Here is a 24,502-nt window from a genome sequence, read left to right as displayed (position 1 = left end):
GTTCCGCTGTTCATTGCAGGCCCAGCACCGGTGCCACCGTCGCCTGCCAGGTCTTCAGGCAGTTCGGGTTGGACTTGTTGCACACCTCCGCCCACACCGGCAGAGACACCTTGCCGACGGCGCCACGCAGCAGCTCGGTGTCGGCGGGCGTCACGGGCACATCGACGAGGTTGAACTTCTTTCCGGTCGTGCACGGATCTTTCCCGGCGTTGCAGTTCAGCGCGTCCTTGAAGATCTCCTCGGAGTATTTCCACATGTCGTCGCTCAGCGTGTCGAAGGCCTGCTTCAGCTTGACCTTGGCCTCGGGTGCCAGCGCGTTCCACGACTTCATCGTCATGCCGTAGCCGTTCAGGGCCATCTGGAAGCCGATCGGCATCTGGTGCGTCGTCACTTCCGGCCAGCCCGCAGAGTTGGCCGAACTGGGCCCCGTGATCGCGCAATCGACCACGCCCAGCGACAACGACTGGTGAGTGTCCGCGAACGACACCGGCACCGGCGTGCCGCCCACCAGCTCGATGAACTTGGCCAGGTTCTGGTCGTACACGCGGACCTTCAGTCCCTTGATGTCGGCCAGTTTGGCGATCGGCTTCTTGCAGAAGAGGATCTGCGGCCCGAAGGGCCACACGGCCAGGAGCTTCACGCCGAACTGCGTCTGCAGCCGCGCATCCGCCGTGTCGAAGTAGGCCTTGGCCACCTTGCGGCCGGTGGCGTAATCGGGCGCCGCGCCCACCAGGTCGAGGCCCAGGATCGTGGGCTCGTCGCGTGAGTTCTGCGACACGCGCAACGAGACGATGTCGAACAACCCCGCCTTCATGACGCGCAGTTGCTCGGTGTCCTTGATGCCCAGCGTATCGATGGGCTTGTAGTCGACATCGATCGGCAGCCCGGTACGGGCTGCGAAGTTCTCGAAGAACGGTTGCTCCTTGTTCTTCTGGATCAGCCCGGTAGCCAGCGGCTGGCCGATGGCCTTCATCTTGATTCGATCTTGCGCGTGGGCCGCGGGCAACGCGAGCACCACGGCCAGGGCAACTGTGGCAAAGGACTTGAGGCGAAGGTGAAACGGCATGAAAACTCCGGCAGAGGTGAGTGGGGAACAGGGCGACATCGAAAGAAGGACGCGCCATTGAATCCCGCAGCGACGCAGCGCAGCGGACTATTCCGCTGCGCGGGACGGCCGAAAAAACTGTTTTGGAATCAACTACTTGGCGCGTGACGCCAGTGGAAGACGCGCCGAAGGCGCAGGCTTCAGCGACCGCCGTAGGCGGCGGTGATCTCGTCGGCGGCGGCGCGCACGGTGGCGCCAAGGTGCGGGAAGTCGGTGCTCTTGATGCGCTGCGTCGGGCCGACCAGCGAGATGGCCCCGAAGGGCTGACCGTGCTCGTCGCGGATGGCGGCGGCAATGCAGCGCAGGCCGATGGCGTTCTGCTCGTCGTCGATCGCGTGGCCTGCGCGGCGCACTTCGCCCAACGTTTCGTGGAGCCGCGAGGCACGTGCGATCGTGTTGTTCGTGAGCTTCGGCAGGCCGTAGGTGCGCAGGTACTGCAACACGTCGTCTTCCGACATCGCAGCGAGGATCGCCTGCCCCATCGCGGTGCCATGCAGCGGTGCGCGGAAGCCCGGCTTGCCGATGGCCCGCATGAGCTCGCGGCTCTCGACCTGCGTGACGAACACGATGTCGCCCAGGTCGGCAATGCCCAGATTGATGCTCTCGCCGGTGCTGTCGCGCAGCCGGCGCATCACCGGCAGTGCCAGGTGCGCGATGCGCCGGCGGCGCCCGAAGGCGGCACCGACCGAGAAGCAGCGCACGCCCACATACCAGAGGTTCGTCTCGCGATCGAACTGCACGAAGCGCCGCTGCTCGAGCGTGGTGAGCAGCCGATGCGCAGTGGACGAAGACAGCCCCGTGTGCGCCGCAATGTCGACCAGTCGGAAGCCTTCGTCGTCCTCCGCAAGAAGCTCAAGCAACTGCATGGCGCGCGTGAGCGACTGCACCGTACTGTCGTTGTCGCGATCGATGCGAGTGACCTTGGGGGTCTTGGTGGAGGTGCGAGGCGAGCTGGCTGTCATGGCGGGCCTTGTGCAAATTGCGTGCCATCCGGCCTGCCCGTCAGGCGCGCAATCTGGCCGCAGATGGTCTGCGACAACGCGCCCGTCAATCACAGTGTTTACACTTATGTCGACATTTCTAGGATGTTGGATCAATCCGTAGTCGCTCGCGACGAAGACGACCGCCCTGAATGAGTCTCCCGGCATCGGCAGTGCAGCTATTGCTGGCATTCGCATGAGCTCTGCGAGCGAATACTCTCGACCAAGAGCGGGTCTTCCGACCTGCGTCGAAAACTCGGCCACTCAAATGGCCCTCGGCGACCTAACCGGGTCAGGGCTCCATGGAAATCAACACTTGTTAGTCCAGCTGACGAAATCCAATCGAGCCTCCACGCACTCACCGCCCCTTTCGCAAGCGCGGCGCCATTCGGCGATCCTGGCCATCTTCAAACCGCTTGACGCTTCGCCGGCCACCCCAGATACTTAAGCATCCTCTTAAGTTTTATGCCGGCGATGTCCTTTACCCTCTACTACCACCCGCTGTCTTCTTTCTGCTGGAAAGCACTGATCGCGCTCTATGAAGCCGACATCGCCTTCGAACCGCGGCTGGTAAATCTCGGCGATCCAGCCGACCGTGCCGCCTTCCAGGCGGTCTGGCCCCTCGCGAAGTTCCCCGTGCTGCGCGACAACGCGCGGGGCAAGACGATTCCGGAGTCGAGCATCGTCATCGACTACCTGGCGCGCACCGAGCCCTCCGCGGCGTCCCTGGTCCCGGGCGACCCCGAGTTGGCGATGCAGACCCGCCTGATCGATCGACTCATCGACAACTACATCCACGCTCCATTTCAACAGGTCGTTGCCGACCGGTTGCGCCCCGATGGGCAGCATGATCCTTTCGGCACCGAGCAGGCGCTTCGCCAGATCCGAGCGGGCTATGGCCTCATCGCCCCCACGATCAGCGGCAGCGGGCCCTGGGCCACGGGCGAATCCTTCACCATGGCCGATTGCGCGGCCCTGCCGGCGCTGTTCTATGCCGACCACGGCGTTCGTCTGACCGAATGGCCCGAACTCGCGGCCTACCTCGGTCGCCTGAAGGCACGACCCAGCGTGGCCCGCGTGCTGGCCGAGGCCGAGCCCTACTTCCAGTACTTCCCCCTGAGAAACGGCTGATGCCAAACGCAACCGCCAATCTCGACCTGACATTCCAGGCGCTCGCGGACCCGACGCGGCGCGACATTGTGGAGCGCTTGTCGCGCGGCCAGGCCACTGTCAGCGAGATCGCCGAACCTTACGCGATGTCGCTGCCGGCCGTCGTCCAGCACCTGGCGATGCTGGAGGCCAGCGGCCTGGTGCGCTCCGAGAAGATCGGACGGGTGCGCACCTGCCGCATAGATACCGCCACGCTCAGCCTTGCCGAGATGTGGTTCAACCGGCGTCGGGCGGAGTGGGACCAGCGTCTCGACCGCCTCGGCGAACACCTCAAGCACTTCCCAGACGGAGAATCAAATTGATCAATCAGACTGAACAAAACCGCAGCGTGTCCCACGGGGTCTTCACCATCGAACGCACCTATGCGGACGTGAGGCCGCAGCGGGTGTTCGACGCATTCGCAAGCATCGAAGGCAAGAACGGCTGGTTCACCGCACCCAATGACAACTGGGACATCGTCGAGCGGACCATGGATTTCAAGGTCGGCGGCCGCGAGCGGCTGAAGGGCAAATGGAAAACCGGCATGGTGACCGAGTTCGACGCGACCTACTTCGACATCATTCCCGGCGAGCGGATCGTCTACGCCTACGAGATGAATCTGGACGGACGCAAGATCTCGATCTCACTGGCCACCCTCGAGTTCAAGGCATCGGGTACGGGGACCCAACTGATCATGACGGAACAGGGCGCATTCCTCGATGGCTTCGATGACAACGGCAGCCGTGAGCGCGGCAGCCGCGAGATCATCGACAAGCTCAGCGCTTATCTACAGCGCTGACGAAAGGCGATGCTCGGGGTCACTTTGACGCTCAGTTGAAAGTCGAAGTTTGCGCAGCACTTCGCAGTCGACGTGCCTTCCGATACGGCAACTGCGTGTTGCACGAGCCGGCGCCAGTGCAATCCTGGGTGCCCCTGCAGGAGCGACTCGCACGACAACGCGGTGCCGACATGCCGAGGCGGCCCGCAACGGCCTGCCTACCCTCCTGCCCCTTCCTCTGTCTGGCTTCGCGACCAGCCGGCCCGCCTGATGCAGAGACACCTGCAGTTCGGTGGGCACTATCGGTTCGATGCCGACGCGCTGCTGCTGCGAATGGCTCGTGCCGCCAGAGCGACGAGAGCTGCCGCAATCCCGGTCGCGAAGAAGATTTCAGCGGAGGACCGCATTCACCGGGCGACGATCGAATCCGTCGAGCACTGCGCGCGCCTGCAAGATCACCTCTCGCGGACTGTCGCACTCGCCGTCGTGCATTAAGCAAGACGCACGAGGTTCCCGTTGGCCTCGGATCCGCACGATGAGGCGATGCTCGCCATCCCGGGCGATTTCCTCCCCGTCCGTCGGCTCGCCACACCTCCCCAGGAGGAGTGGATGGCAATGCTTGCGGACAGCACGGAGATCATCGTCGCCGACGAAAAAGGACGTCCGAGCGCCATCGGGATCGAGAAAGCGATCTCGATCGTTCGAAATCGCGCTCATCTGGAGGCGCGGGCTCGTCAGCTCCTGCTGCCCCTCGACGTGCCGGAAGGCGAGTGGCGGCTCGTCGGGATCGACTTCGGCATCGAAGCGCAATGCCACAACTGCGAGTTCCTGATGTGCTTTGCCTTGCAGGCCACGACAGCGGAGCTGTGCGCCACGAATCCGTATGTCGAGATCGGCTTCGCCTTGCCCTGGCGATCAGGCGCCAACCCGATGTTCGTCCTGACGATCCAGACTGCGATAGCACTCACCGGATGATCAGGCAACAGCACGAAAAGTGGTTCCTGGCGCTTTGCAAGTGCATCGAGTACTACAGCGCCACGCACTACTACGGGTCTGACCTGGAGCGGACGGCGCAGCAGCCAGGTCCGGTCCCCATTCTTCCCAAACGTCATCCAGTCCGAACCATGAATGACGAAAGGCCTGACCTCACGGAAGAGGACTACCAGAAGGCGTGCAACAGTTCCCCGTAACGTCCCTCGCGGTCATCGACCAGGGTGGCATTTGCCACATCGATTGCACATATCCCGGCGGAGACCACCGAACTGAAGTGCTGCCGGCATATGTCGCCATGCATCTCTGCGCAGCGCTCAAGGCGAGTGTCGAAGCTTCCGGCCTGTGGGCACTGAAGGCTGGCGGCACCGCATAGATAGACACGCCCCAAGGATTGATCGGGCACCGCTGGAAGGCTGGAAGTTCAGGAAATCCAAGACCTGCTGCAGATCCTTCCTGAGAGAGGCTGCATCTTCGCGACGGAGATGGCGGGGAAAGGCCGAAGCCAGCATGTGCACCAGTTGCCGAGGACTCGCATCGGTGATGACTGCGCAGACCCCGCTTTCGCTACGCGCCACCAGGAGGTGAATACCGAAGGTCTCCGTCGTGGCAAAGAGAATCTCCTCGGTCAGCGGGATCTCTGCCTCGCCACGGGTCTGCACGGACAACATGTTCATGGAGCGCGGGGGTGAGGTCGACATCTTGTGCCATCTGGTTCGCAAGAGGATTGAGACGCAGATTAGTCAGGAATCCATCAACCGACTCTCCGATCCTTGCGACCAATTTTTGTGCGTTTGACGAGGCCTGTCAGGTGCTCCTGCTTGACCGTAGTGAGCTCGACAGTGCATCGGAACTCGCGTTTCAACCGGCGACAGGACTGGATGCCCCACTCCGCTTCGCCTTAACGTTCGCCTAAATCAGGCCTAAAACTTCGATAACGGAGGGCTCCTAGAGTGCGCACCAGGCGCCGGCATTGGCGCTGGAGGACACCACGATGATCGAACTCTCCGTCAACGGAACCCCGCATCGCTTCGAGGGCGACCCGGCCACGCCGTTGCTCTGGTTCCTGCGCGACGAACTCGGCCTGACCGGCACCCGCTTCGGCTGCGGTGCCGGTCTGTGCGGCTGCTGTACCGTGCATGTGGGCAAGGACGCGATGCGCGCCTGCATCACGCCGCTCTCGGCCGTCGGTGGCGCTTCCGTCACCACCATCGAGGGGCTCGGCCGCCAGGGCTTGCATCCGCTGCAGCGGGCCTGGGTGGCACATGCGGTGCCACAGTGCGGCTACTGCCAGTCCGGACAGATCATGCAGGCCGCCGCCCTGCTGGAGGCGAACCCGCATCCGAGCAGCACGGACATCGATTCGGCGATGGCGGGAAACCTGTGCCGCTGCGGCACCTACACGCGCATCCGCGCAGCCATCGAGCAGGTGGCATCGGGTCGCTCTGGTGCGGCCGGCGGGAGCCCGAAATGAGCGAGTCGCCCGTCATCGAACAGCAATCAGGCGTCACCCGGCGCGGCTTCGTCTTCGGGATCAGTGCTGCTGCAGGCGGACTGTTCATCGGCGCGCTGCCGGGTCGTTCCGATGCGCAGGCTCCAGCGGCGCGCGAGTTGACGGCCTGGGTCGTCATCGAGCCCGACGATGCGGTCGTGATCCGCGTCGCACGCTCAGACATGGGGCAAGGCATCTTCACCGCGCTGCCGATGCTGGTGGCCGAGGAGCTCGAATGCGACTGGTCGCGCGTGCGACCCGAGTACGCGTCACCGGCCGAGCATGTGGCGCGCAATCGCGTGTGGGGCAACATGGTCACTACCGACAGCGTATCCGTCCGCACCTCGCAGGACTACCTGCGCAAGGCCGGTGCGCAGGCCCGCGCGATGCTGGTGGCGGAAGCGGCCGCGCGCTGGAACTGCCCGACGGAGGAATGCAACACCAGGAACAGCGTGGTCAGTCATCGGCCCAGCGGGCGAAGCCTGCGCTACGGCGAGCTCGCGGAGGCGGCGGCGCGGCGCCCGGTGCCCGCCGAGGTGCGTCTGAAGCCGCCGCAGGAATGGCAGCTGATAGGCACTTCGGTGCCGCAGTTCGACACGCTCGCCAAGGTCAGCGGGCAGCCGATCTACGCGATCGACGTGCGCCTGCCGGGCATGCTTTACGCGGCCATCAGCGCCTGCCCTGCCCTCAACGGCAAGCTCGTGAGCTTCGATGCGCAGCGCGTCATGCGCCTGCCCGGCGTGCGGCAGGTCGTGCCGGTGGGCGACAACGCCGTGGCAGTGGTCGCAGCCAGTTGGTGGCAGGCCAAGACCGCACTTGATGCGCTGCCCCTCGTCTGGGACGAGAGCGCCGGTGCCGGCCTGTCTAGCGACGCTATCCGCGCGACCTTGCTGCAGGGTCTGGACGCCGCCGACGCGGTGATCGGGCGACGCATTGGGGAGGCGGATGCGGCGCTGGCTTCGGCCGCGCGGGTGCTCAAGGTCGACTACGAGGTTCCTTACCTGGCGCACGCGACGATGGAGCCACAGACCTGCACCGCGCATGTGGTCGACGGACGCGCGGAGGTCTGGGCTCCGACGCAGAACGGCGAAGGCACCCTGGCCATGGTCGCCCGGACGTTGGGAATCGAGCCGTCCAAGGTCATCGTCCACAAGTGCCACCTGGGCGGCGGCTTCGGCCGCCGCGGCCTGTCGCAGGACTGGGCACGCCAGGCCGTGCTGATCGCCAAAGCAGTCGGAAAGCCGGTGAAGATGATCTGGACACGCCAGGAAGACTTCACGCACGACCACTACAGGCCGATGGTGCTCGCGCGCCAGACCGCGGGCTTCGACGCAAAAGGCAATCTGCTCGCATGGAAGCTGCGCCTGTGCGGCTCGTCCATCGCGGCCCACCTCGCGCCCCAGTGGATGCGCAACGGCCAGGACCTCGGGATGATGAACGGGCTGCTGGAGTCGCACATGTTCTACGACCTGCCCGGCTTCGAGGTCAGTTCGGTGATGCGCAACAACGCGGTGCCGGTGGGGTTCTGGCGTGGCGTGAACTATTCGCAGAACAGCTTCTTTCGCGAGGCCTTCATCGACGAGATCGCCCATGCGGGCGGGCACGACCCGTACCAGTTCCGCCGCCGCCTGCTGGCAGGCGCGCCGCGGTCGCTGGCGGTGCTGGACGAAGCCGCCAGGCGCGCCGGTTGGGGCCGCGCGCCGGCAGGCGTCCATCAGGGCATCGCAGTGGTCGAGTTCGACGATGCCGTCTGCGCGCAGGTGGTGGAACTCAGCGTGAGTGCCGAAGGCGCGGTCACGGTGCATCGCGTGGTGTGCGCGATCGATGCGGTGCACGTGGTGCATCCGGACACGGTGGCCGCGCAGATGGAGGGCTGCATCCTCCAGGGCATCGGCGCAGTGCTGAACGACGAGATCACGCTGAAGGACGGCAAGGTGCAGCAGAGCAACTTCCACGACTACCCGCTGCTGCGCATCCACGAGACACCGCGCATCGAGACCTGGATCGTGAAGCCCCCCGCCGCGCCGAACCAGCGTTGGGGCGCGGTGGGCGAGACCGGCCTGCCGCCCCTGGCGCCCGCGATGGTCAACGCGCTCTTCGCCGCCACGGGCCAGCGCATTCGCAGCCTGCCCTTGAAGAACCTCAAGCTTCGTCGCGCATGAGCCATGCGCCTCACCGAACCTCGCCCATGCCCATGTCCATGAAAAAACTTTCCGCTGCCCTGTTACTCGAGATTGCCGTGCTCGCACCGATGTCCTGCCTGGCGAGCGAGGCACTAACGGCCAAATACGCCTGCCTCGCCTGCCATCAGCCGGCTCAGAAATCCGTCGGCCCCAGCTGGCAGCAGATTGCAGAGAAGAGCCGCGCCGACGGAAAAACCGCGGCACAGCTGGCGGCGAGCATCCGAAGCGGCGGCTCGGGACGATGGGGTTCCATGCCCATGCCGCCGCAGCCGCAGGTGCCCGACACGGATCTGCAGGCCCTGGCAGCCTGGATCCTGGCCTACGACAGGTAGAACGCCCGCTCAGAGCATGGATTCCGGGACGACCAGCGACTGAAAGTACAGCTTCGTGCGCATCCAGAGGTCGGCACCGGGCTCCCGGTCGGTGACCATCACGGGTACGGCATCGTCCACGCTCCACCATTCGAGGTCCTGCTCGCTGCCCGGCTTCAGCCGCACCTGATACGCGGCGTGCGCTATCAGTTCGGAAAAGAAGGCACGCGCCTCCTCGGCCAGCGCCGGGCTGTCGATGCGCAGGCCGAACTCGGTGTTCAGCCCCTCGGAGCGGAGATCCATGTTCACCGAGCCCAGCAGCAGCGTCTGCCGGTCGACCACCATGGCCTTGGTGTGCAGGCGCACCCTGGCGCCTTCGCCGATCCGCCCGGAGAAGAGCGCGCGGTCGGCATCCGGCCGGATTTCGTAGATCTGCATGCCGCCGCGCAGCAGGTTGTCGCGGTAGCGCCGGTAGCCGGTATGCACGATCGGTTCGTCCGTCGCGGCCAGAGAGTTGGTGATGAGTATCTGCCGGATGCCGCGCGCCGCATTGCGCCGCATCCCCTGCAGCGCTAGCGGGCCCGGAACGAAGTAAGGCGTGGCCGTGACGATCTCGCTGCTGGCCTGCTGCGCCGCTTCGCCGAGCAGCCGGCGGCTGGTGTCGATCTGCGCGCCACTGGGCAAGCGCCGCGTCTCCATCTGCCCCCACGCCTTGGCGGGTGAGTCGGCGAAGGCCTGTGCCTTGCCGAAGTCCATCCGCACCCGTCCAGCCTGGAGTTCGTCGCCCAGCGTCAACCCGCCCTGCGGATCAACGGAGCGGAAAGGCAGCGGTTCCGGCGTGTCGGGCCCGTTCACGCTGCGATCGAAATCGTCGCGCAGCGCTTGCGGATCCTGCTGCCGGCGCAGCACGGAGTCCGCGGTGCGCACTTGCGGAGCGTTCCAGTACTCGTCGAAGATCTCGCTCATCTGCGACACCACCGGTCCCGCGGCCAGCACGTCGTAGTCGAAGAAGTTCGCGTCCGCGTCGCGCATGAAGTAGATGTCGCCCAGGTTGCGCCCGCCGGCCACCGCCAGGACGCCATCGCCCACGAACAGCTTGTTGTGCATGCGCCGATTGAGGCGGGCGAAGTCGAACAGGGCCAGGCCGAAGCGCGTGGCAATCCCGCCGCGCGTGGGGAACGGGTTGAACAGGCGCACCTCCACGTTCGGGTAGGCATCCAGGCCCCTCAGCAGGGCGTCGATCTCCTCGGTGTAGAGATCGTCGACCAGCAGCCGCACGCGCACGCCGCGCTGCGCGGCGTTGCGCAGCTCGCGCAGGATCAGCCGGCCGGTGGCGTCGTTGTGCAGGTGGTAGTACTGCAGGTCGAGCGAACGGCGGGCGCCGCGCAGCAGTGCCAGGCGCGTGTCCATGCTGGCCAGGCCCAGCATGAGGCGGAAACCGCTGATGTCCGCTGGCGCCGCCTCCATGGATGCCGTGGCGATCCGGTCCAGCGGCGTGGCCGGCCCCTGCACCGGCAGCGAGGTCGTGGCGACGCGCGGCCCTTCATCGGGAAGCGAAGCGCATCCCACGAGGCAGAGCACGATGCAAACCGCCAGAATGGCCGACCCCAGGCTGTCTCGCACCCGGTCCACGGACCGGCCTGAGCGTGCCAATCCGCGGACCAGTCTGGTTCCGATCGTTTCGTCATCCTCGACGAACAAGGTGCGCATGTCATCCCTCCAAACCGGTGCGTCCGGAAAGGTAGCGCGGAACAATTAGAAAAGCTTTAACTGACCGCGCGATTCGACACGGGTGGCGCCCGGCTTCATCACTGCCTGGCAGTGGCGGAAACCTTGTCCGCGGCCCGCTTGATCACCGCTGCGACTGCCTTCGGGTCGGAGACGTAGACGGCATGGCTGCCTGGCACTTCAGTGACAGCGGCGCCAGCGCGTTTGGACATCTCGCGCTGCGCGGGCGGCGGGATCATCTTGTCGTCCTTGGCCACGAGATACCAGCTCGGCTTCGATTTCCACGCCGGCTCGCTGACGGCTCCGCCCAGCGCGGCGACACCCCACGGCACTTGCGAGTTCGCCATGAAGGCGGCGGTCTCCTTCTTCACGTCCGCCGCGAAGGAAGCGGCGAACTTCGCCTTGTCGAGCATCAGGAAGCCGTCCTGCGGCGGGAGGATCGGGGGCACCGGTGCGCCGGGAGGCGGGTTCTTGATCAGCGAGTCGACCGACTCGCCCTTGTCCGGAGCGAACGCAGCGATGTAGACGAGGCTCGCCACCTTCTCGTCGTTGCCTGCCTCGGTGATGACGACACCGCCGTACGAGTGGCCGACCAGGACGACTGGCCCCTTGTGGGCAGCGATCGCGCGCCTGGTGACCGCAACGTCATCGGCCAGGGAGATGGTCGGGTTCTGAACGATGGTCACGTCGTACCCGTCCTTCGACAGGATCTTGTAGACGCCCTCCCAGCCGGAGCCGTCAACGAAGCCTCCGTGCACGAGAACGATGCCCGGCTTGGCCTGGGTAGCGGCCGTTGCCGTCGCGGCGCCGCCAGCCGCAACGACTGCGGCACCGAAGACGGCGGTGGTGAAGAACTTGGCGATCTTGGACATGGACATTTGCGACTCCTGAATGCGCACGTTGGCGCGGATTGAACGAGTGCGTGAAGAGTGATGCCACCGAGGACCGCACACGAAGCCCTCGCTGTGACTTAAATTTATTCCTAAATAATTTAGACGTCAACTATTTAGAAGAAACCATTTTTCGCGAAGGTGTTCGCGATGGCGCGATCAGGCTTGCCGGGACAGCCAGCGACACCGCTCCACTCGGCACTGCTACCCACTCATATCCACGGCATATGGAAAATCGATGGAAAACGGTATTTCAGAATATCGATCTACCTGCCTACGATGGCCGCATGACAAGCAGAGACAAGCTGCTGGAGCTCCTTGCAACGAAGCTCTTCCGCAGCCACCGGCAGGTTCAGTCGTCGCCGCGAAGACGCCGTGCCGCCCTGCTCCTCACAGCAGGATTGCTGGCTGGCACTACCTGCGTCGCCTCGCCGCAGGTCTTCACGATCGTCGTGCCGGCGCCGCCGGGCGGTCCCATCGATCGCGTCGCGCGGTTGGTGGCGCCCGAGCTGGCGAGCGCACTCGGTCATCCCGTGGTGGTCGACAACCGCCTGGGCGCCGCGGGCAAGATCGGCGTGCAGGCCGCCCTGCGCGCGCCGCGCGACGGCCACACGCTGATCGCGGTCTCGCCTTCCATCGCCTCGGTGAACCCGGTGGTCGACAAGGCCCCCGGCTACGCCCCTTTGAGCGACTTCGATCCGCTGGGCATCGTCGCAGCCAATGCCGGCGTGGTCGCAGTGCGCGCCGACCTGCCAGTGGCCGGCATGGCCGATCTGGTCCGCTACGCAAAGGCGCATCCGGGAGAGCTCACCTACGGCTCGTTCGGCATCGGCACCAGCCTGCACCTGCAGAGCGAGGAACTGCTGCACACGCTCGACATCGACGCCCGGCACATCCCGTACAAGGGTGAAGCGCAGGTCATGGGCGCGCTGGCAGGTGGCGAAGTGGATCTGATGGTCTACGCCACCACGCCCGTCGTTGCGCTCGTGCAGAACGGACGGGTGAAGGCCCTTGCGGCCACGTCCTCGCAGCGTTGGGCAATGCTGCCGCAGGTTCCGAGCTACGCCGAGACCGGCCTGCCTGCGCTGCGCAACTACCAGTACCACTCGTGGGTGGGCCTGGTGCTGCCCACGGGCACACCGCAAGCCAGGAAGCAGGAAATCGTGCAGGCCTGGCAACGGGTGCTGCGCAGTCCGAGGCTTCGCCAGTCACTGGTGGCGCAGGGCTTCGAACCGGCGTCGGGCGACCCCGCGGAAATGCGGCGCACCGTCGCGACGGAGATCGAACGCCATCGCGCGCTGCTTGCGAACGGCCGCATCAAGCTCGATTGAGAGCCCCATTTTTCCCTTCTCGCAGCTTTCGGGGGAGTCCATGGAAACGACATCCGGCATCAAGGTCGTCCTGCGTGCGGTTGCACGATTCGCATGTTGCGGACTGTGCGCCGCGCTCGTCGCCTGCGGAGGCGGAAACGACAACACGGGCAGCTTCCTCGGCTTTCTTCCGCAGTCGTCGCCTCCTTCGCCATCTCCTGCACCGGCACCGGCACCGGCGCCACTCTCGTGCGACGAGTCGATGAAGACCGCGTTCCGGCCCGACGCCAACACCCGGGTGCTGCTGGTCAGGGCCTTCAAGTCCGGAGAGGCGCTGCTGCTGTCGGGCACGGCCACGGGCAGCACGCCGGTGGCCGCGTCCGACATGTGCCTGGTCAAGCTCCTGGTCGGCCCCGGCCACGCGGGCCCCGCCGACGCGCCTTCGACCACGCAGGGCATCGGCATCGAAGTCTGGCTGCCGTCGCCCTCGAAGTGGAACCGCCGCATCCACCTGCTCGGCGGCGCCGCGATGGCCGGCGGCCCGCAGACCTCGCTCGCGAGCTTCGCCGACGCGCCCACGGCCTCTCCGTGGCGGGTGGCCGGCGAGGAAGGCGCGGTGGCGGCGACCACCGACACCGGGCATCCCGCCGGCAACTCAAGCTTCCTGATGAACCCGGACGGCACGATCAACACCGTCGGATGGAACGAGTTCGCCGAGCGCGGCATCCACGAGATGACGGTGAAGGCGAAGGCCCTGGCCGCCGCCTACTTCGGCTCCGCCGCGCGCTACACCTACTGGCATGGCGGCTCGACCGGTGGGCGCCAGGGCCTGAAGCAGGCGCAGAAGTACCCCGAGGACTTCGACGGCATCATCGCCACCTCGCCGGCCATCAACTGGTCGCGCTTCACGATCGGCGTGCTGTATCCGCAGCTCGTGGTCCAGCGCGACCTCGGCGGCGTGCCGCTCACGTCCGGGCAATCGACCGCGGTCTCGATGGCGGCCCTCGACGCCTGCGACCTCGTGGGCGGACGGCATCTGGGCTACCTGCTCGATCCTTCGCAATGCCGCTACGACCCCGCCAAGGACAAGGCCCTGCTGTGCACCAGCGACGGCGGCAGCAATGCCACCGCGGATTGCCTGACGACGGTGCAGGCAACGGCGGTGAACAAGATGTGGTACGGCCCGACAGCGGATGGCTCGGTGCCCGACCCGGCCATCGACAACGGCCTGGGCACGACGCTGTCGCCGAACCAGCTCTGGTGGGGACTGCCGCGCGGCGCCAGCCTGAGCCTCGTGGCGGGACAGGCGCCTTTCTTCATCGCCTCGGACATGACCGCCCTCTTCCTGCAGGACCCCAGCCGGGCCGGCCCCACCTTCACGAACGCGACCGGCAACGGCGCGAGCCGCTGGAAGGACCTGAGCTATGCGCAGCTCCCGGATGTCATGGCGAGCGGCCGCGCACTGCAACCGCAGTTCTCCGACATCGACACGGACAACCCCGACCTGAGCCGCTTCCGCGCACGCGGCGGCAAGCTGATCACCGTCGTCGGCTCCTCCGACCAGTTGATCCCGCATGCGGGCGTGGTCGACTACTACCGGCGCGTGGCGGCGCAGATGGGCGGGCTCGACGCGGTGCAGGCGTTCTACAAGCTCTACCTGATCCCGGGCATGGGGCACTTCCCGACGAACGGCACGGGCAACGCCCAGGCCAATCCACCGCTGTACCCGGAGGCTCTCAACTACCAGGCACTCACCGATTGGGTCGAGAAGGGCGTCGCGCCGCCCGATCAGGTGGTGCTGAACACGCCGGCCACGGCGCCCGCGGCCAGCGGCCTGATGTGCGCTTATCCGCGCATGCCGGCCTACGGCAGCGGCAGCATCACCGACGCCGCCAGCTACTCATGCCGCTAACCGCGCCACTACGGCAATGCCCGCGGGCCGCCCTATGACTTGCGCGCTTTGCGCACCCGCTTCTTCGGCGCCACCTCCAGCCCCGAGATACCGTTCAGGAACAGCTGGGTTGCGATCGGCGACATCTGCTCGTAGGAGAACCGCCCCCCGGCCTTGAACCAGGTGAACATCCAGTTGAGCATGCCGAAGAGGAACATCGTCAGCAGCTTGTGGAGCTGCGCGTCGTGCAGGTCGGGGCGCGCCGCGGCGATGGCGTCGGCAAACACGCGCACCACCGTGCGCTCCTTGTCGAGAACGCGTGCCTGCGCATCCGGCGCGAGAAAGCGCACGTCCTCGGTGAGCACGCGGTGTTCGTGCTGCGCCTGCGCGTACTCGGCCATGAACGCCTCGATCAGCTCGGGCAGCCGCTCATCGGGCGCCAGCTGCAGCGCTTCCACACCCGTCACGATGTCGACCAGGCGCGAGACATGGCCGTCGGCGATGTGAAGCAGTACCTCCGCCTTGTCCTTGAAGTGGTGGTAGAGGCCGGGCTTGGACAGATGACTGGCCTCGGCGATCTCGTTCATCGACGTCGCCGCATAGCCCTTGCGCGCGAACAGCTCGGCTGCGCTCTTGGCAATCAGGCTGCGCTGGTCGCTTGGGCGAGAAGAAAAAGGATCAACGGTCATGGATCGGAATGGGTCCTGCGTGAAGCGGCGCGTCCGGTGATCTTAGGGGTTAGTCCCGAGCCTGCGCCGCTTGCCTGATTTCGCGCACCTGCGTTAGCCTCGCTGCGCCTCCCGACCGAACGGTCGGTTGTCATCTTGAAAAGCTCACCGGATCGTCCGGACCGATCGGACACCCGGCGCACAAATCAAACATCGGAGACAACCATGCGCGACGAAAAACATGTACACCGTGCCCTGCTGTCAGCGGGGCTGCTGATGGCCGCCGGCCTTGCCCTGCACGGCTGTGGGGGAGGTGGTGGCGGAGGCGGCGGCTTCATCCCGCTTCCAGCACCGGCACCCGCCCCTGCGCCCGCCCCCGCCGCACCGCCACCGGCAGGGCCTACCGCCGAGCAGCTGAAGAGCACCTGCGACGCGCTCAAGGGCCAGGTGCTCGAAGGCGTGACGGTCACGCAGACCGCGCGCTTCGAGGCCAAGGCACCGGTCTACGCCTCGGGCTTCTGCCAGGTGCTCGGCACGCGCGCACCGTTCCTCGACATCGAGATCGACGTACCGGACAACTGGACCGGGCGGTACTGGCAGCAAGGCGGCGGCGGCTTCGACGGGCGCATCGCCTCGGTGGTGACGAAGGACTCGGGCGGCGCGGTGACCGCGGTCGATCCGACACTCGCGCTCAAGGGCGCCGTGTACGCGGCATCGAACGGCGGGAACCGGGCAAGCGTTCCCGCGCAGGCCGCGCCAGCCGTCTGGGCCAGCGGCACGGCCGACGGCCAGCAATCGGCGACCGACTACGCGTACGCCGCAGTGGGCACCACGGTGCGTTTCGGCAAGGCCGTCACCAGGGCCTTCTTCGGCAAGGCACCGAGCCACAGCTACTTCAACGGCTGCTCCAACGGCGGACGCAACGCCTACATCGCCGCGCAGCGCTGGCCGCAGGAGTTCGACGGCATCGTCTCGGGCTGCGAGACCATGGACATGGCGGGCCAGACCAGTGCCTGGCTGCGCGCGGCCTCGCTGACGGGTACGCCCGCGGCGCTGAGCCCCGCGCAGACCGGGGCAGCCTATGCGGCGGCGCTGGCATCGTGCGACGCGCTCGACGGTGCCACCGACAGCCTCATCGGCAATCCGCAGGCCTGCACCTTCGACCCAGCAGTGCTGCAGTGCGGCGCACCGGGTGCGAGCACCGACCCGTCGATCTGCCTCGGCGCGACACAGGTGGGGACGCTGAAGTCCTTCCTCTCGGAACTCAAGCTCTCCAACGGCGGCACCGTGCTCTCGGGCTACTCCTGGGGCAACGGACTCGGCATCGGATGGGGCGGACTCGGCGGCGGGTTCGCATTGCTCGCGAGCGGAGACCCGGCCTGGCTCACGCCCGCGAAGCAGGCCGGCTTCGTGCTGGACACCGACTACTACATGCTCGGCAACGGCCTCGCGCGCATCGGCGCCGATCACGACAAGGCGGCCATCGCCAGCTTCGTGGCCTCGGGCCGCAAGCTGATCTCCTGGCACGCCGGCAGCGATGCGCTGCTGTCGCCCAACGACCACTACCGCAACTGGACGACCATGACCGGCATCGCGAAGTCGATGGGACTCGCCGACCCCAACACCGCCACGCGCTTCTTCATCGTGCCCGGCGGCGGACACGGCGCAGGTGGCTCGCTGAAGGAAGTGGACTGGGCGTCCGCCATCATGGGCTGGGTGGAAAACGGCGATGCCCCCACGCAGATGACCTACACGTTCACCAGCGGGGGCACGACCCGAAGCATGCCCGCCTGCCAGTATCCGAAGTACCCGAAGTACAACGGCGCGGGCGATGTGAACACGGCGTCCAGCTACACCTGCAGCTGACGGCCTCATGCGACGCTGCCGCCGTGCGTGGCGGCAGCGTCGCGATGACCCCGGGGAGATCCCGCGCTCCCCATGCAGAGCACCCGCCGACGCCGACGACAGCGACCACGCGTACATCGTCCGCCGTCATCTGTGATGCGCGATGGTCAGAGAGATCATCAAGCCCGCCCAAGCCAATCCTCCCGCTCGTCCAACCTCTCGCACGCGGACGCGAGACAGCTCTGGTGTCCATCTATTGGACAACGCCGAGACATCCACAAACGCAAGGCGAACAATTCCCCGAACTGCTGTCGGCCGGCTCCTCCGTGAAGTGCATCGGACCATGCACCCGGCGCCACCGCAGATCCGCGATTCACCTTACCTGCTGGAGAGAGCATGTTCTTCTACTTCCCCGACAACTACCGCTGGTCTCTTGCCGTGCTCCGGGCCATCGCCGCAGGCGGCTTGTTCGGCGAGATCGACTGGGCCTGCTCCCGCCTCAAGGAGGCCTCGCGGGTACAGCCCTCCGGCGACGTGGAAGCCTGGCATCGAGCCTGGAGCGAACTCGGGCAACAACTGGAGCAATCCGCGGCCGATGCCATTGCCCGCGGCCACCGGGTGAGCGCGAGCGATTTCTCCCTGCGCGCCTCGGTCTATCACCAATGGGCGGAAGGCCTGCTGGACCCGGACGATCCACGTGCCGAGGAGGCCTACGGCAAGCACTTGTCGTGCTTCGCGAGCTTCGCCCAACACCGGGACCCGGCGATCGAGCTGGTGAACATTCCCTTCGAAGGCGGGGTGATTCCGGCCTATCTGGTGCCGGCCGTTGGCGTCAGCGGCCCCGGGCCGGTCGCGCTGCTTTCGGACGGACTGGACGCGAACAAGGAAGAGATGTTCTACGTGGCGCTCAACCTCGCGCGGCGCGGCATCGCCACCCTCGCCTTCGACGGTCCGGGCCAGGGCTCCGCGCTGCGTGTGCACGGGCTCGTGGCGCGCCACGATTTCGAGAAGCCGGTGTCGGCCTGTGTCGACTGGCTGCTGCAGCGCCCGGAGGTGGACGCATCACGCATCGGCATGGTCGCAGCGAGCTGGGGCGGCTACTACGCGCCGCGCGCCGTGGCGTTCGAGAAGCGGATCAAGGCATGCGCGGTGATGGGCGCAGTCTTCGACACGCACGCGTGCATGGTGCGCCGCGTCGGCTACGTGCCTGGCCAGGGTGCCACCCAGCTGGGCAACAACGCACCGCTGGGCACCACCGGCAAGCAGATCCTCCGGATACTGGGCGTGCCCGACTGGGAGAGTGCGTTCCGCAAGCTGGAGGACTTCCGCCTCGAAGGCGTTGCCGCCCGCATCGACTGCGACCTCTTCGTCGTGCACGGCGCCAACGACCGCCACGCGCCGCCCTCTGAAGCGCATCGCCTGCTGGAGACGGTAAGTTCACGCCACAAGCAGCTGCGCGTGTTCACCGAAGAGGAAGGCGGCGCGGCCCACGTCAACCTCGACCGGCCGGAGCCCGCGCTGAGCATGGTCTGCGACTGGATGGCCGAGCGTCTTTCGGCGGGAGGCAAGGCATGACCACGCCCGAGTCTTCCTGGGTCGGCTACGAAGTGCAGGCCGGCGTGGCCGCCATCCGCCTGCAGCGCCCGCAGGCCGGCAACCGCCTGACCAACGACATGGCGCTGGCGCTGGCCGAAGCGCTCGATGCCGGGCGCGAGAGCCGGGTGATCGTGCTGTGCGCCGAAGGCCCTGACTTCTGCCTGGGCCGCGAGATGGCGCCGCCGCCACCCGGCGCAGGCGTCAGCGCGGCGGACGTGTTGCGCGACGATGCCGCGCCGATCCAGCAGCTGTACGAAGCCTTCGGCCGCTGTCGCGCGCCGGTGCTCGGGATAGTTTCGGGGCGCGCATGGGGCATCGGGCTGGTGCTGGCCGCGCGGTGCGACCTCACGCTGTGCACTCCGGACAGCAGCTTCGCACTGCGCGAACTGGAGCGCGGCATTCCGCCCTGCATCGCCATGGCACCGCTGCTGGACCGCATGCCGGCCAAGGCGCTCGCACACCTGGTCTTCGGCGCCGAGCCCATCGACGCGAACGCCGCGCTGGCGGCAGGCATCGTCGGGGGCATCGTCGAAGACAGCCGGCTGCAGGCCGAGGGCAACGCGCTGGTGCAGCGCCTTCTGGCCTTCCCGGCACCAGCGGTGCAGGCGGTCAAGCAATACCTCGCCACCGCGCCGCGGCACCACGAATCGAACGCGGTGCTCTACGGCGCAGGGCTGCTCGCCAACGTGCTGGGCTCGCGCTAGACGGCCGTGCCGGGACGGCGCCGCACACGACGACGACAAGACAGAACGAGACAGGAGACATCACCATGCGACTCTCATTTCTTGCGCCTCTTGCGGCGGCCTTCGCACTGGCTGGCGCCTGCGCGCCGGCAGCATCCGCCGGGTTTCCGGAGAAGCCGGTGCGCATCGTCGTCGGCTTCCCGCCCGGAAGCACCGGCGACCTCATCGCGCGCATCGTCGGCCCGCGCCTGACGCAGGGCCTCGGCCAGCCCGTGATCGTGGAGAATCGCCCCGGCGCCGGCAGCAGCATCGCCGCCGAAGCGGTGGCCCATGCACCACCCGACGGCTACACGCTGCTGTTGAGCACAACGGCGAATGTCATCAACACCAGCCTGTATCCCAACCTGCGCTTCAGCTTCACGAAGGACCTGGCGCCGGTGAGCCTCATCGCCGAAGCGCCGGCGCTGCTGATCGCGAAGTCCGACCTCGCGCCGCGCACGGTCAAGGAACTGGTGACGGCGGCGTCGGCCACGCCCGGCAAGTTCAGCTACGGCTCGTCTGGCAACGGCACCTTCACGCATCTCTACGGCGAACTGTTCAACCAGTCGGCGAACGTTCGCCTCACCCATGTGCCGTACAAAGGCAGCTCGCAGGCACTGACCGATGTCATGGCCGGGCTGGTGGACCTGTCGTTCACGCCGGCGGCGCCGGTGCTGGCGCAGGTCAGCGCGGGACGGGTGAAGGCCCTGGCGGTCATCGGCCACCAGCGCATCGCCTCGCTGCCGCAGGTGCCGACCTTCGAGGAATCGGGCGTCCCCGGGTTCGACTCGGCGCTGTGGTTCGGCCTGAATGCGCCGACAGGTACGCCGGCCGCCGTCGTCGAGCGGTTGGCGGCCGAACTGCGCAAGGTGCTCGCCGAGCCGGAGGTCAAGCGCCAGCTCGCGGACCAGACGGTCGACGTCGTCGCCAGCACGCCGGCCCAGTTCGCGGGCACCATCGCGAGCGAGTCGGCGAAATGGGCGAAGGTGATCCGGACCGCGAACATCAAGATCGACTGACGAAGCCCGCGCCCGGGCTGGCACGAACGAACGAAAGGAGAACGCACATGACTCTGCTGGGCCACGACATCCGGGGCAACGGCCCCCGGCGCGTGATGGTTCTTCACGGCTGGTTCGGCGACCACGACGTGTGGGCGCCGACCTATCCGCTGCTGGACGAGAAGGCCTTCACCTACGCCTTTCCCGACTACCGCGGCTACGGAGCCTCCCGCACCATCGAGGGTCGGCACTCGATCGCGGAGATCGCCGCCGATGCGCTGACGCTGGCCGACCACCTGGGCTGGGAGCGCTTCTCGCTGCTGGGGCATTCGATGGGCGGCATGGTCGCGCAGCGGGTCGCCATCGACGCGCCCGAGCGCATCGAAGCCGCCGTGTGCGTGACGCCGGTGCCGGCCTCCGGCGTGCCGCTGCCGCCGGAAGTGGCGGCGCTGTTCGCATCGGCCGCGAGGAGCGACGAGGCGGCGCTGGGCGTCATCGAGAACTCGCTCGGCACGCGCCTCACGCCGGCCGCGGGGCGATGGGTGCTGGCCCATCAGCGCGCAACCTCGAACCCTCGCGCCTTCGAGGACTATTTCCATGCCTTCTCCGCCACCGACTTCTCCAGCGAGGCCGGCGCGCTGCGCGCGCCGCTGCTGGTGCTTGTGGGCGCGCACGACGCGGGCGTGTCTTCCGACTTCGTGCAGGCGACCTTCCCTCGCATGTACCCGCATGCGCAGATCGAAGCGCTGCCGAACGCCGGCCACTACCCGATGCTCGAGACGCCGGCCTATCTGGTGACGCGGATCGAGGCCTTCCTGCGGGAGCACGCGGCCGGCTGAAGCCGACGCCTCATGGCTTGCGCTTGCGCAGCAGGATCTCGACCGACTGCGTCGCGCCGCGCAGCATCTCGGCCACCACGGCGATGCGCCGCTGGCTCAGGCGCTGCGACAAGGCCGCGACGCTCAGGGCGCCCACGGCTTGCCCCATCGAATCGCGGAAAGGAACGCCGACCGCCTTGACGCCCAGGCTCACGCGGTTCTGGATCACGGCGGCGCCCAGGGTGCGCGCCTGCACGCAGGCTTCGGCGAGGTCCTGCGGCGAGAGCTTGCCGAAGGCGGCCAGGCTCGGCCCCACCCGCTCGATGATTTCCGAGCGCTCCTCCTCGTCGATGGCCGACAGGATCGCAAGCCCCCCGGCACCCACGCCCAGCGGTCGCCGGCTGCCGACCTCGAGCACCAGCGCACGAATCGGAAACGAGCCTTCGCGGCGATGCATGCAAACTGCATCGAAACTGCTTCGCACGACCAGGTAGACGGTGTCGCCCGTCTCCTTCGCGAGCATGTCCATCGCGGGTTCGCACAGGTCGCGGATGTCGTGCATGGTCGAGCCGGCCACGCCCAGTTCGAACGCCAGCGGACCGAGCTTGTAGCGCCGCAGCTCCGCGTTGAAGACCGCCAGCCGCTCCGCGGTCAGCTGCCCGAGGATGCGATGCACCGAGGGATGGGGAATCCGCGATTTCTCGGACAGCTCCGTCAGTGCGAGTCCGCGCGGACCGGCCGTGGCGAGCAGCTTGAGGATCGCCACGCCCCGCTTCAGCGAACCTGCATCGGAGGGCGCTTTCATGTTCGACTAGTGGACAAACGTCTGGTTGAGTGCGGGCCATTAGAAAACAATTTCCCTCGGAACAACAACACGCGCCCCGACTATCGGACATCACTCTTCCGATGCGGTGCGCGCAGGCACAACGCAAGGGCCCGAGGAATGCATCAGGAAGAAGAGAAGAAGGAAAGGCAAGCGTCGCAAGGGTCCGCGCCCGGCCTCGCCGGCAAGGTGGCCGTCGTCACCGGCGGCAGCAGTGGCATCGGCGCGGCCTGCGTGCGCGCGCTGGCCGATGCGGGAGCGACGGTCGTCATCGGCTACAACGAGGGCGCGGAGCGTGCGCAGGCACTGCGCGAACAGCTGCCGGGCAACGGTCACATCGCACTGCGGATTCCGCTGACCGACGGCGCGGCGCACGCAGCGACGGCGGAGGCGCTCCAGCGCAGCTTCGGCCGCATCGACGTGCTGGTGAACTCGGCCGGCTTCACCCGGCGTATCGCGCATGGCGACCTGGATGCGCTGCCACCGGCCCTGTTCGACGAGATACTGGGCGCCAACGTCGGCGGCCCTTACGCCATCACACGTGCGCTCATGCCGCTGCTGCGCGCATCGGACGATGCGACCGTGATCAACATGTCTTCCGTTTCGGCTTTCACCGGGCTCGGCAGCAACATCGCCTACTGCGCGGCCAAGGCGGCGCTCGACACGATGACCGTGTCGATGGCCAGGGCCTTCGGTCCGGTGCGTTTCCTCAGCGTCGCGCCCGCGGCGGTCGACACCGGCTTCGTTCCGGGACGCAATCCCGATGAGCTGGCAAAGAAGGCTGCCGCCACGCCGCTCGGGCGCGTCGTCACACCGCAGGACGTGGCGCTCGCCGTGCTGGCTTGCGTGTCCCATCTGCGCACGGCCACGGGCACGCGGATCGTGATCGACGGAGGGCACAGCCTGTGAATGCCATCGAGCTCGATGCGACGCACGATCCGGCGCTGCGCAGCTGGGTCGGGTCGGCCAACGTGGAAGGCACCGACTTCCCGATCCAGAACCTGCCGTTCGCGGTGTTCCGGCGCCATCCGTCCGATGCGCCCCGCTGCGCAGTCGGCATCGGAGACAGGCTGCTGGACATCGGCATGTGCATAGAGCTGTTCGATGGAGCGGCTGCCCCCGCGGCGCGGGCTTGCCGCGCCTCCGCACTGAACGATCTGATGGTGCTGGACCCTTCGGCCGTTTCCGCATTGCGCGCACAGCTCTCGCGGCTGCTCTCCGCTGGCCATGAAAGGGATCGCGCCGCGCTCGGTGAAGCGCTGGTCCGCATCTCGGACGCGGAACTGCTGCTGCCCGTGAAGATCGGTGGCTTCACGGATTTCTTCGCATCGATCCATCACGCGACCAATGCGGGCCGGATGTTCCGGCCCGACATGCCGCTGCTGCCGAACTACAAGCACCTGCCCATCGCCTACAACGGCCGCGCGAACAGCGTGCGCGCCAGCGGCGCGATGGTGCGGCGTCCGCACGGCCAGCTGAAGGCCGCGGCCGACACGGCACCGCGCCATGGCCCTGCCCAGCGGCTGGACTACGAGGTGGAACTGGGCCTGTACATCGGCGCCGCGTCCACGCCCGACCAGCCGGTGACAGTCGGCGACGCATGGCGGCACGTGTTCGGCTTCTCGCTGCTCAACGACTGGTCGGCGCGCGACATCCAGTCGTGGGAGTACCAGCCGCTGGGCCCCTTTCTCGCCAAGAGCTTCGCGACCACCGTATCGCCCTGGGTCGTGACGGCGGACGCGCTGGCCCCGTTCCGCGTGAGCGCAGCCGAACGGCCTGTGGGTGATCCGTCCCCGCTGCCCTATCTCCACGACGCGCGGGACCAGCTCCACGGCGGCCTGCGGATCACGCTCGAAGCGAGGCTGCGCACGCAGCGGATGGCCGCGGAAGGCACGCCGCCGGTGACGCTCTCGCGCTCCGGCACCGACACCCTCTACTGGACCTTCGCCCAGATGGTCGCGCACCACACGAGCAACGGCAGCTGGCTGGACACGGGCGACCTGCTGGGCTCCGGCACCGTGTCGGGTCCCGGAGCGGATGCGCTGGGCAGCCTGCTCGAGATCTCGGAGGGCGGCTCGAAGCCGCTGACGCTTCCGAACGGCGAGCAGCGCACCTTCCTCGCGGACGGCGACGAAGTGACGCTCGTCGGCCGCTGCGAGGCGCCCGGCCGCGTGGGCATCGGATTCGGGGAATGCACCGCCCGCCTGCTCGCCGCCGCGGGCTGA

At 67.1% G+C, this 24,502-nt stretch carries 23 protein-coding genes; 17 read left to right on the top strand and 6 right to left on the bottom strand.

Annotated elements, in window-relative coordinates; translation table 11 throughout:
• Positions 1-10: 10 nt before the first annotated feature.
• The gene (locus EJO71_RS16985) at positions 11-1,066 is read right to left on the bottom strand and encodes a TRAP transporter substrate-binding protein (RefSeq protein ID WP_125949905.1); all 1,056 of its coding nucleotides are present in this window, start codon (positions 1,064-1,066) and stop codon (positions 11-13) included.
• 179 nt (positions 1,067-1,245) lie between these two features.
• On the bottom strand, positions 1,246-2,067 hold the full coding sequence (locus EJO71_RS16980; RefSeq protein ID WP_125949906.1) for an IclR family transcriptional regulator: 822 nt from the start codon (positions 2,065-2,067) through the stop codon (positions 1,246-1,248).
• A 492-nt stretch (positions 2,068-2,559) separates the two neighbouring features.
• On the opposite strand from EJO71_RS16980, the gene EJO71_RS16975 reads away from it, so the two are divergent.
• From EJO71_RS16975 to EJO71_RS16940, 8 genes are all read left to right on the top strand, one after another.
• Positions 2,560-3,216: a glutathione S-transferase family protein gene (locus tag EJO71_RS16975; RefSeq protein ID WP_125949907.1), complete on the top strand. Its 657-nt coding sequence runs from the start codon at positions 2,560-2,562 to the stop codon at positions 3,214-3,216.
• Positions 3,216-3,557 (top strand): metalloregulator ArsR/SmtB family transcription factor, encoded by a 342-nt coding sequence (locus EJO71_RS16970; RefSeq protein ID WP_125949908.1) that lies wholly within the window; start codon positions 3,216-3,218, stop codon positions 3,555-3,557. Before EJO71_RS16975 ends, EJO71_RS16970 begins: the two co-directional genes overlap by 1 nt.
• Positions 3,554-4,033 (top strand): SRPBCC family protein, encoded by a 480-nt coding sequence (locus EJO71_RS16965; protein WP_206169023.1) that lies wholly within the window; start codon positions 3,554-3,556, stop codon positions 4,031-4,033. The genes EJO71_RS16970 and EJO71_RS16965 overlap by 4 nt, the downstream gene beginning before the upstream one ends.
• Before the next feature lie 249 nt (positions 4,034-4,282).
• On the top strand, positions 4,283-4,507 hold the full coding sequence (locus EJO71_RS16960; RefSeq protein ID WP_240651431.1) for a hypothetical protein: 225 nt from the start codon (positions 4,283-4,285) through the stop codon (positions 4,505-4,507).
• Between the two features lie 21 nt (positions 4,508-4,528).
• Complete coding sequence (locus tag EJO71_RS16955; protein ID WP_137860718.1) at positions 4,529-4,987, top strand: hypothetical protein; 459 nt, start codon at positions 4,529-4,531, stop codon at positions 4,985-4,987.
• Between the two features lie 1,009 nt (positions 4,988-5,996).
• Entirely contained in the window at positions 5,997-6,476 is a 480-nt protein-coding gene (locus EJO71_RS16950; protein ID WP_125949911.1) for a (2Fe-2S)-binding protein, read from the top strand.
• A complete protein-coding gene (locus tag EJO71_RS16945; RefSeq protein WP_125949912.1) occupies positions 6,473-8,656 on the top strand; it encodes a molybdopterin cofactor-binding domain-containing protein in 2,184 nt (727 codons plus the stop codon). Before EJO71_RS16950 ends, EJO71_RS16945 begins: the two co-directional genes overlap by 4 nt.
• A gap of 38 nt (positions 8,657-8,694) precedes the next feature.
• On the top strand, positions 8,695-9,009 hold the full coding sequence (locus tag EJO71_RS16940) for a c-type cytochrome (RefSeq protein ID WP_240651432.1): 315 nt from the start codon (positions 8,695-8,697) through the stop codon (positions 9,007-9,009).
• A gap of 9 nt (positions 9,010-9,018) precedes the next feature.
• Here EJO71_RS16940 and EJO71_RS16935 read toward each other — a convergent pair whose 3' ends face one another.
• Positions 9,019-10,698 carry a phospholipase D family protein gene (locus EJO71_RS16935; RefSeq protein WP_125949913.1) on the bottom strand — a complete coding sequence of 560 codons (1,680 nt, stop codon included), beginning with the start codon at positions 10,696-10,698 and terminating at the stop codon, positions 9,019-9,021.
• 98 nt (positions 10,699-10,796) lie between these two features.
• Entirely contained in the window at positions 10,797-11,594 is a 798-nt protein-coding gene (locus tag EJO71_RS16930) for an alpha/beta hydrolase (protein ID WP_206169024.1), read from the bottom strand.
• 299 nt (positions 11,595-11,893) lie between these two features.
• Here EJO71_RS16930 and EJO71_RS16925 point away from each other — a divergent pair, with 299 nt between their 5' ends.
• Both EJO71_RS16925 and EJO71_RS16920 read left to right on the top strand, forming a co-directional pair.
• Positions 11,894-12,937 carry a tripartite tricarboxylate transporter substrate binding protein gene (locus tag EJO71_RS16925; protein ID WP_164546846.1) on the top strand — a complete coding sequence of 348 codons (1,044 nt, stop codon included), beginning with the start codon at positions 11,894-11,896 and terminating at the stop codon, positions 12,935-12,937.
• A gap of 40 nt (positions 12,938-12,977) precedes the next feature.
• The gene (locus EJO71_RS16920; protein ID WP_125949915.1) at positions 12,978-14,828 is read left to right on the top strand and encodes a tannase/feruloyl esterase family alpha/beta hydrolase; all 1,851 of its coding nucleotides are present in this window, start codon (positions 12,978-12,980) and stop codon (positions 14,826-14,828) included.
• A 32-nt stretch (positions 14,829-14,860) separates the two neighbouring features.
• Here the strand turns inward: EJO71_RS16920 and EJO71_RS16915 are convergent, their stop codons facing one another.
• Complete coding sequence (locus EJO71_RS16915; protein WP_125949916.1) at positions 14,861-15,496, bottom strand: TetR/AcrR family transcriptional regulator; 636 nt, start codon at positions 15,494-15,496, stop codon at positions 14,861-14,863.
• Between the two features lie 204 nt (positions 15,497-15,700).
• On the opposite strand from EJO71_RS16915, the gene EJO71_RS16910 reads away from it, so the two are divergent.
• The 5 genes from EJO71_RS16910 (at position 15,701) to EJO71_RS16890 (ending at position 21,475) form a co-directional block, all read left to right on the top strand.
• Positions 15,701-17,341 (top strand): tannase/feruloyl esterase family alpha/beta hydrolase, encoded by a 1,641-nt coding sequence (locus EJO71_RS16910; RefSeq protein ID WP_125949917.1) that lies wholly within the window; start codon positions 15,701-15,703, stop codon positions 17,339-17,341.
• A gap of 375 nt (positions 17,342-17,716) precedes the next feature.
• Complete coding sequence (locus EJO71_RS16905) at positions 17,717-18,895, top strand: alpha/beta hydrolase (RefSeq protein ID WP_125949918.1); 1,179 nt, start codon at positions 17,717-17,719, stop codon at positions 18,893-18,895.
• Positions 18,892-19,620 (top strand): enoyl-CoA hydratase/isomerase family protein, encoded by a 729-nt coding sequence (locus EJO71_RS16900; RefSeq protein ID WP_125949919.1) that lies wholly within the window; start codon positions 18,892-18,894, stop codon positions 19,618-19,620. The genes EJO71_RS16905 and EJO71_RS16900 overlap by 4 nt, the downstream gene beginning before the upstream one ends.
• 65 nt (positions 19,621-19,685) lie before the next feature.
• On the top strand, positions 19,686-20,657 hold the full coding sequence (locus EJO71_RS16895) for a tripartite tricarboxylate transporter substrate binding protein (RefSeq protein ID WP_125949920.1): 972 nt from the start codon (positions 19,686-19,688) through the stop codon (positions 20,655-20,657).
• A 47-nt stretch (positions 20,658-20,704) separates the two neighbouring features.
• The gene (locus EJO71_RS16890; RefSeq protein WP_125949921.1) at positions 20,705-21,475 is read left to right on the top strand and encodes an alpha/beta fold hydrolase; all 771 of its coding nucleotides are present in this window, start codon (positions 20,705-20,707) and stop codon (positions 21,473-21,475) included.
• Positions 21,476-21,485: 10 nt separating this feature from the next.
• Here EJO71_RS16890 and EJO71_RS16885 read toward each other — a convergent pair whose 3' ends face one another.
• Positions 21,486-22,259: an IclR family transcriptional regulator gene (locus EJO71_RS16885; protein ID WP_125949922.1), complete on the bottom strand. Its 774-nt coding sequence runs from the start codon at positions 22,257-22,259 to the stop codon at positions 21,486-21,488.
• A 138-nt stretch (positions 22,260-22,397) separates the two neighbouring features.
• Here EJO71_RS16885 and EJO71_RS16880 point away from each other — a divergent pair, with 138 nt between their 5' ends.
• Together EJO71_RS16880 and fahA are read left to right on the top strand one after the other, a co-directional pair.
• Positions 22,398-23,186, top strand: coding sequence for an SDR family oxidoreductase (locus EJO71_RS16880; protein ID WP_125949923.1), 789 nt, complete (start codon positions 22,398-22,400; stop codon positions 23,184-23,186).
• A complete protein-coding gene (gene fahA / locus EJO71_RS16875; RefSeq protein WP_125949924.1) occupies positions 23,183-24,502 on the top strand; it encodes a fumarylacetoacetase in 1,320 nt (439 codons plus the stop codon). The genes EJO71_RS16880 and fahA overlap by 4 nt, the downstream gene beginning before the upstream one ends.

Origin of the sequence: Variovorax sp. 679 (assembly GCF_003952185.1) — a bacterium.
Taxonomy (GTDB): Bacteria; Pseudomonadota; Gammaproteobacteria; order Burkholderiales; family Burkholderiaceae_C; genus Variovorax.
The sequence above is the reverse complement of the archived record's forward strand: the minus strand, read 5'-3'. Positions and strand labels throughout refer to the sequence as shown.

Coding starts and splice junctions, on each gene's coding strand:
- EJO71_RS16980 (WP_125949906.1), bottom strand. CDS start 2,067: ATGACAGCCAGCTCGCCTCGCACCTCCACCAAGACCCCCAAGGTCACT.
- EJO71_RS16920 (WP_125949915.1), top strand. CDS start 12,978: ATGGAAACGACATCCGGCATCAAGGTCGTCCTGCGTGCGGTTGCACGA.
- EJO71_RS16885 (WP_125949922.1), bottom strand. CDS start 22,259: ATGAAAGCGCCCTCCGATGCAGGTTCGCTGAAGCGGGGCGTGGCGATC.
- EJO71_RS16970 (WP_125949908.1), top strand. CDS start 3,216: ATGCCAAACGCAACCGCCAATCTCGACCTGACATTCCAGGCGCTCGCG.
- EJO71_RS16940 (WP_240651432.1), top strand. CDS start 8,695: ATGAAAAAACTTTCCGCTGCCCTGTTACTCGAGATTGCCGTGCTCGCA.
- EJO71_RS16935 (WP_125949913.1), bottom strand. CDS start 10,698: ATGCGCACCTTGTTCGTCGAGGATGACGAAACGATCGGAACCAGACTG.
- EJO71_RS16950 (WP_125949911.1), top strand. CDS start 5,997: ATGATCGAACTCTCCGTCAACGGAACCCCGCATCGCTTCGAGGGCGAC.
- EJO71_RS16895 (WP_125949920.1), top strand. CDS start 19,686: ATGCGACTCTCATTTCTTGCGCCTCTTGCGGCGGCCTTCGCACTGGCT.
- EJO71_RS16900 (WP_125949919.1), top strand. CDS start 18,892: ATGACCACGCCCGAGTCTTCCTGGGTCGGCTACGAAGTGCAGGCCGGC.
- EJO71_RS16880 (WP_125949923.1), top strand. CDS start 22,398: ATGCATCAGGAAGAAGAGAAGAAGGAAAGGCAAGCGTCGCAAGGGTCC.
- EJO71_RS16930 (WP_206169024.1), bottom strand. CDS start 11,594: ATGTCCATGTCCAAGATCGCCAAGTTCTTCACCACCGCCGTCTTCGGT.
- EJO71_RS16985 (WP_125949905.1), bottom strand. CDS start 1,066: ATGCCGTTTCACCTTCGCCTCAAGTCCTTTGCCACAGTTGCCCTGGCC.
- EJO71_RS16890 (WP_125949921.1), top strand. CDS start 20,705: ATGACTCTGCTGGGCCACGACATCCGGGGCAACGGCCCCCGGCGCGTG.
- EJO71_RS16975 (WP_125949907.1), top strand. CDS start 2,560: ATGTCCTTTACCCTCTACTACCACCCGCTGTCTTCTTTCTGCTGGAAA.
- EJO71_RS16945 (WP_125949912.1), top strand. CDS start 6,473: ATGAGCGAGTCGCCCGTCATCGAACAGCAATCAGGCGTCACCCGGCGC.
- EJO71_RS16905 (WP_125949918.1), top strand. CDS start 17,717: ATGTTCTTCTACTTCCCCGACAACTACCGCTGGTCTCTTGCCGTGCTC.
- EJO71_RS16910 (WP_125949917.1), top strand. CDS start 15,701: ATGCGCGACGAAAAACATGTACACCGTGCCCTGCTGTCAGCGGGGCTG.
- EJO71_RS16925 (WP_164546846.1), top strand. CDS start 11,894: ATGACAAGCAGAGACAAGCTGCTGGAGCTCCTTGCAACGAAGCTCTTC.
- EJO71_RS16915 (WP_125949916.1), bottom strand. CDS start 15,496: ATGACCGTTGATCCTTTTTCTTCTCGCCCAAGCGACCAGCGCAGCCTG.
- EJO71_RS16960 (WP_240651431.1), top strand. CDS start 4,283: ATGCAGAGACACCTGCAGTTCGGTGGGCACTATCGGTTCGATGCCGAC.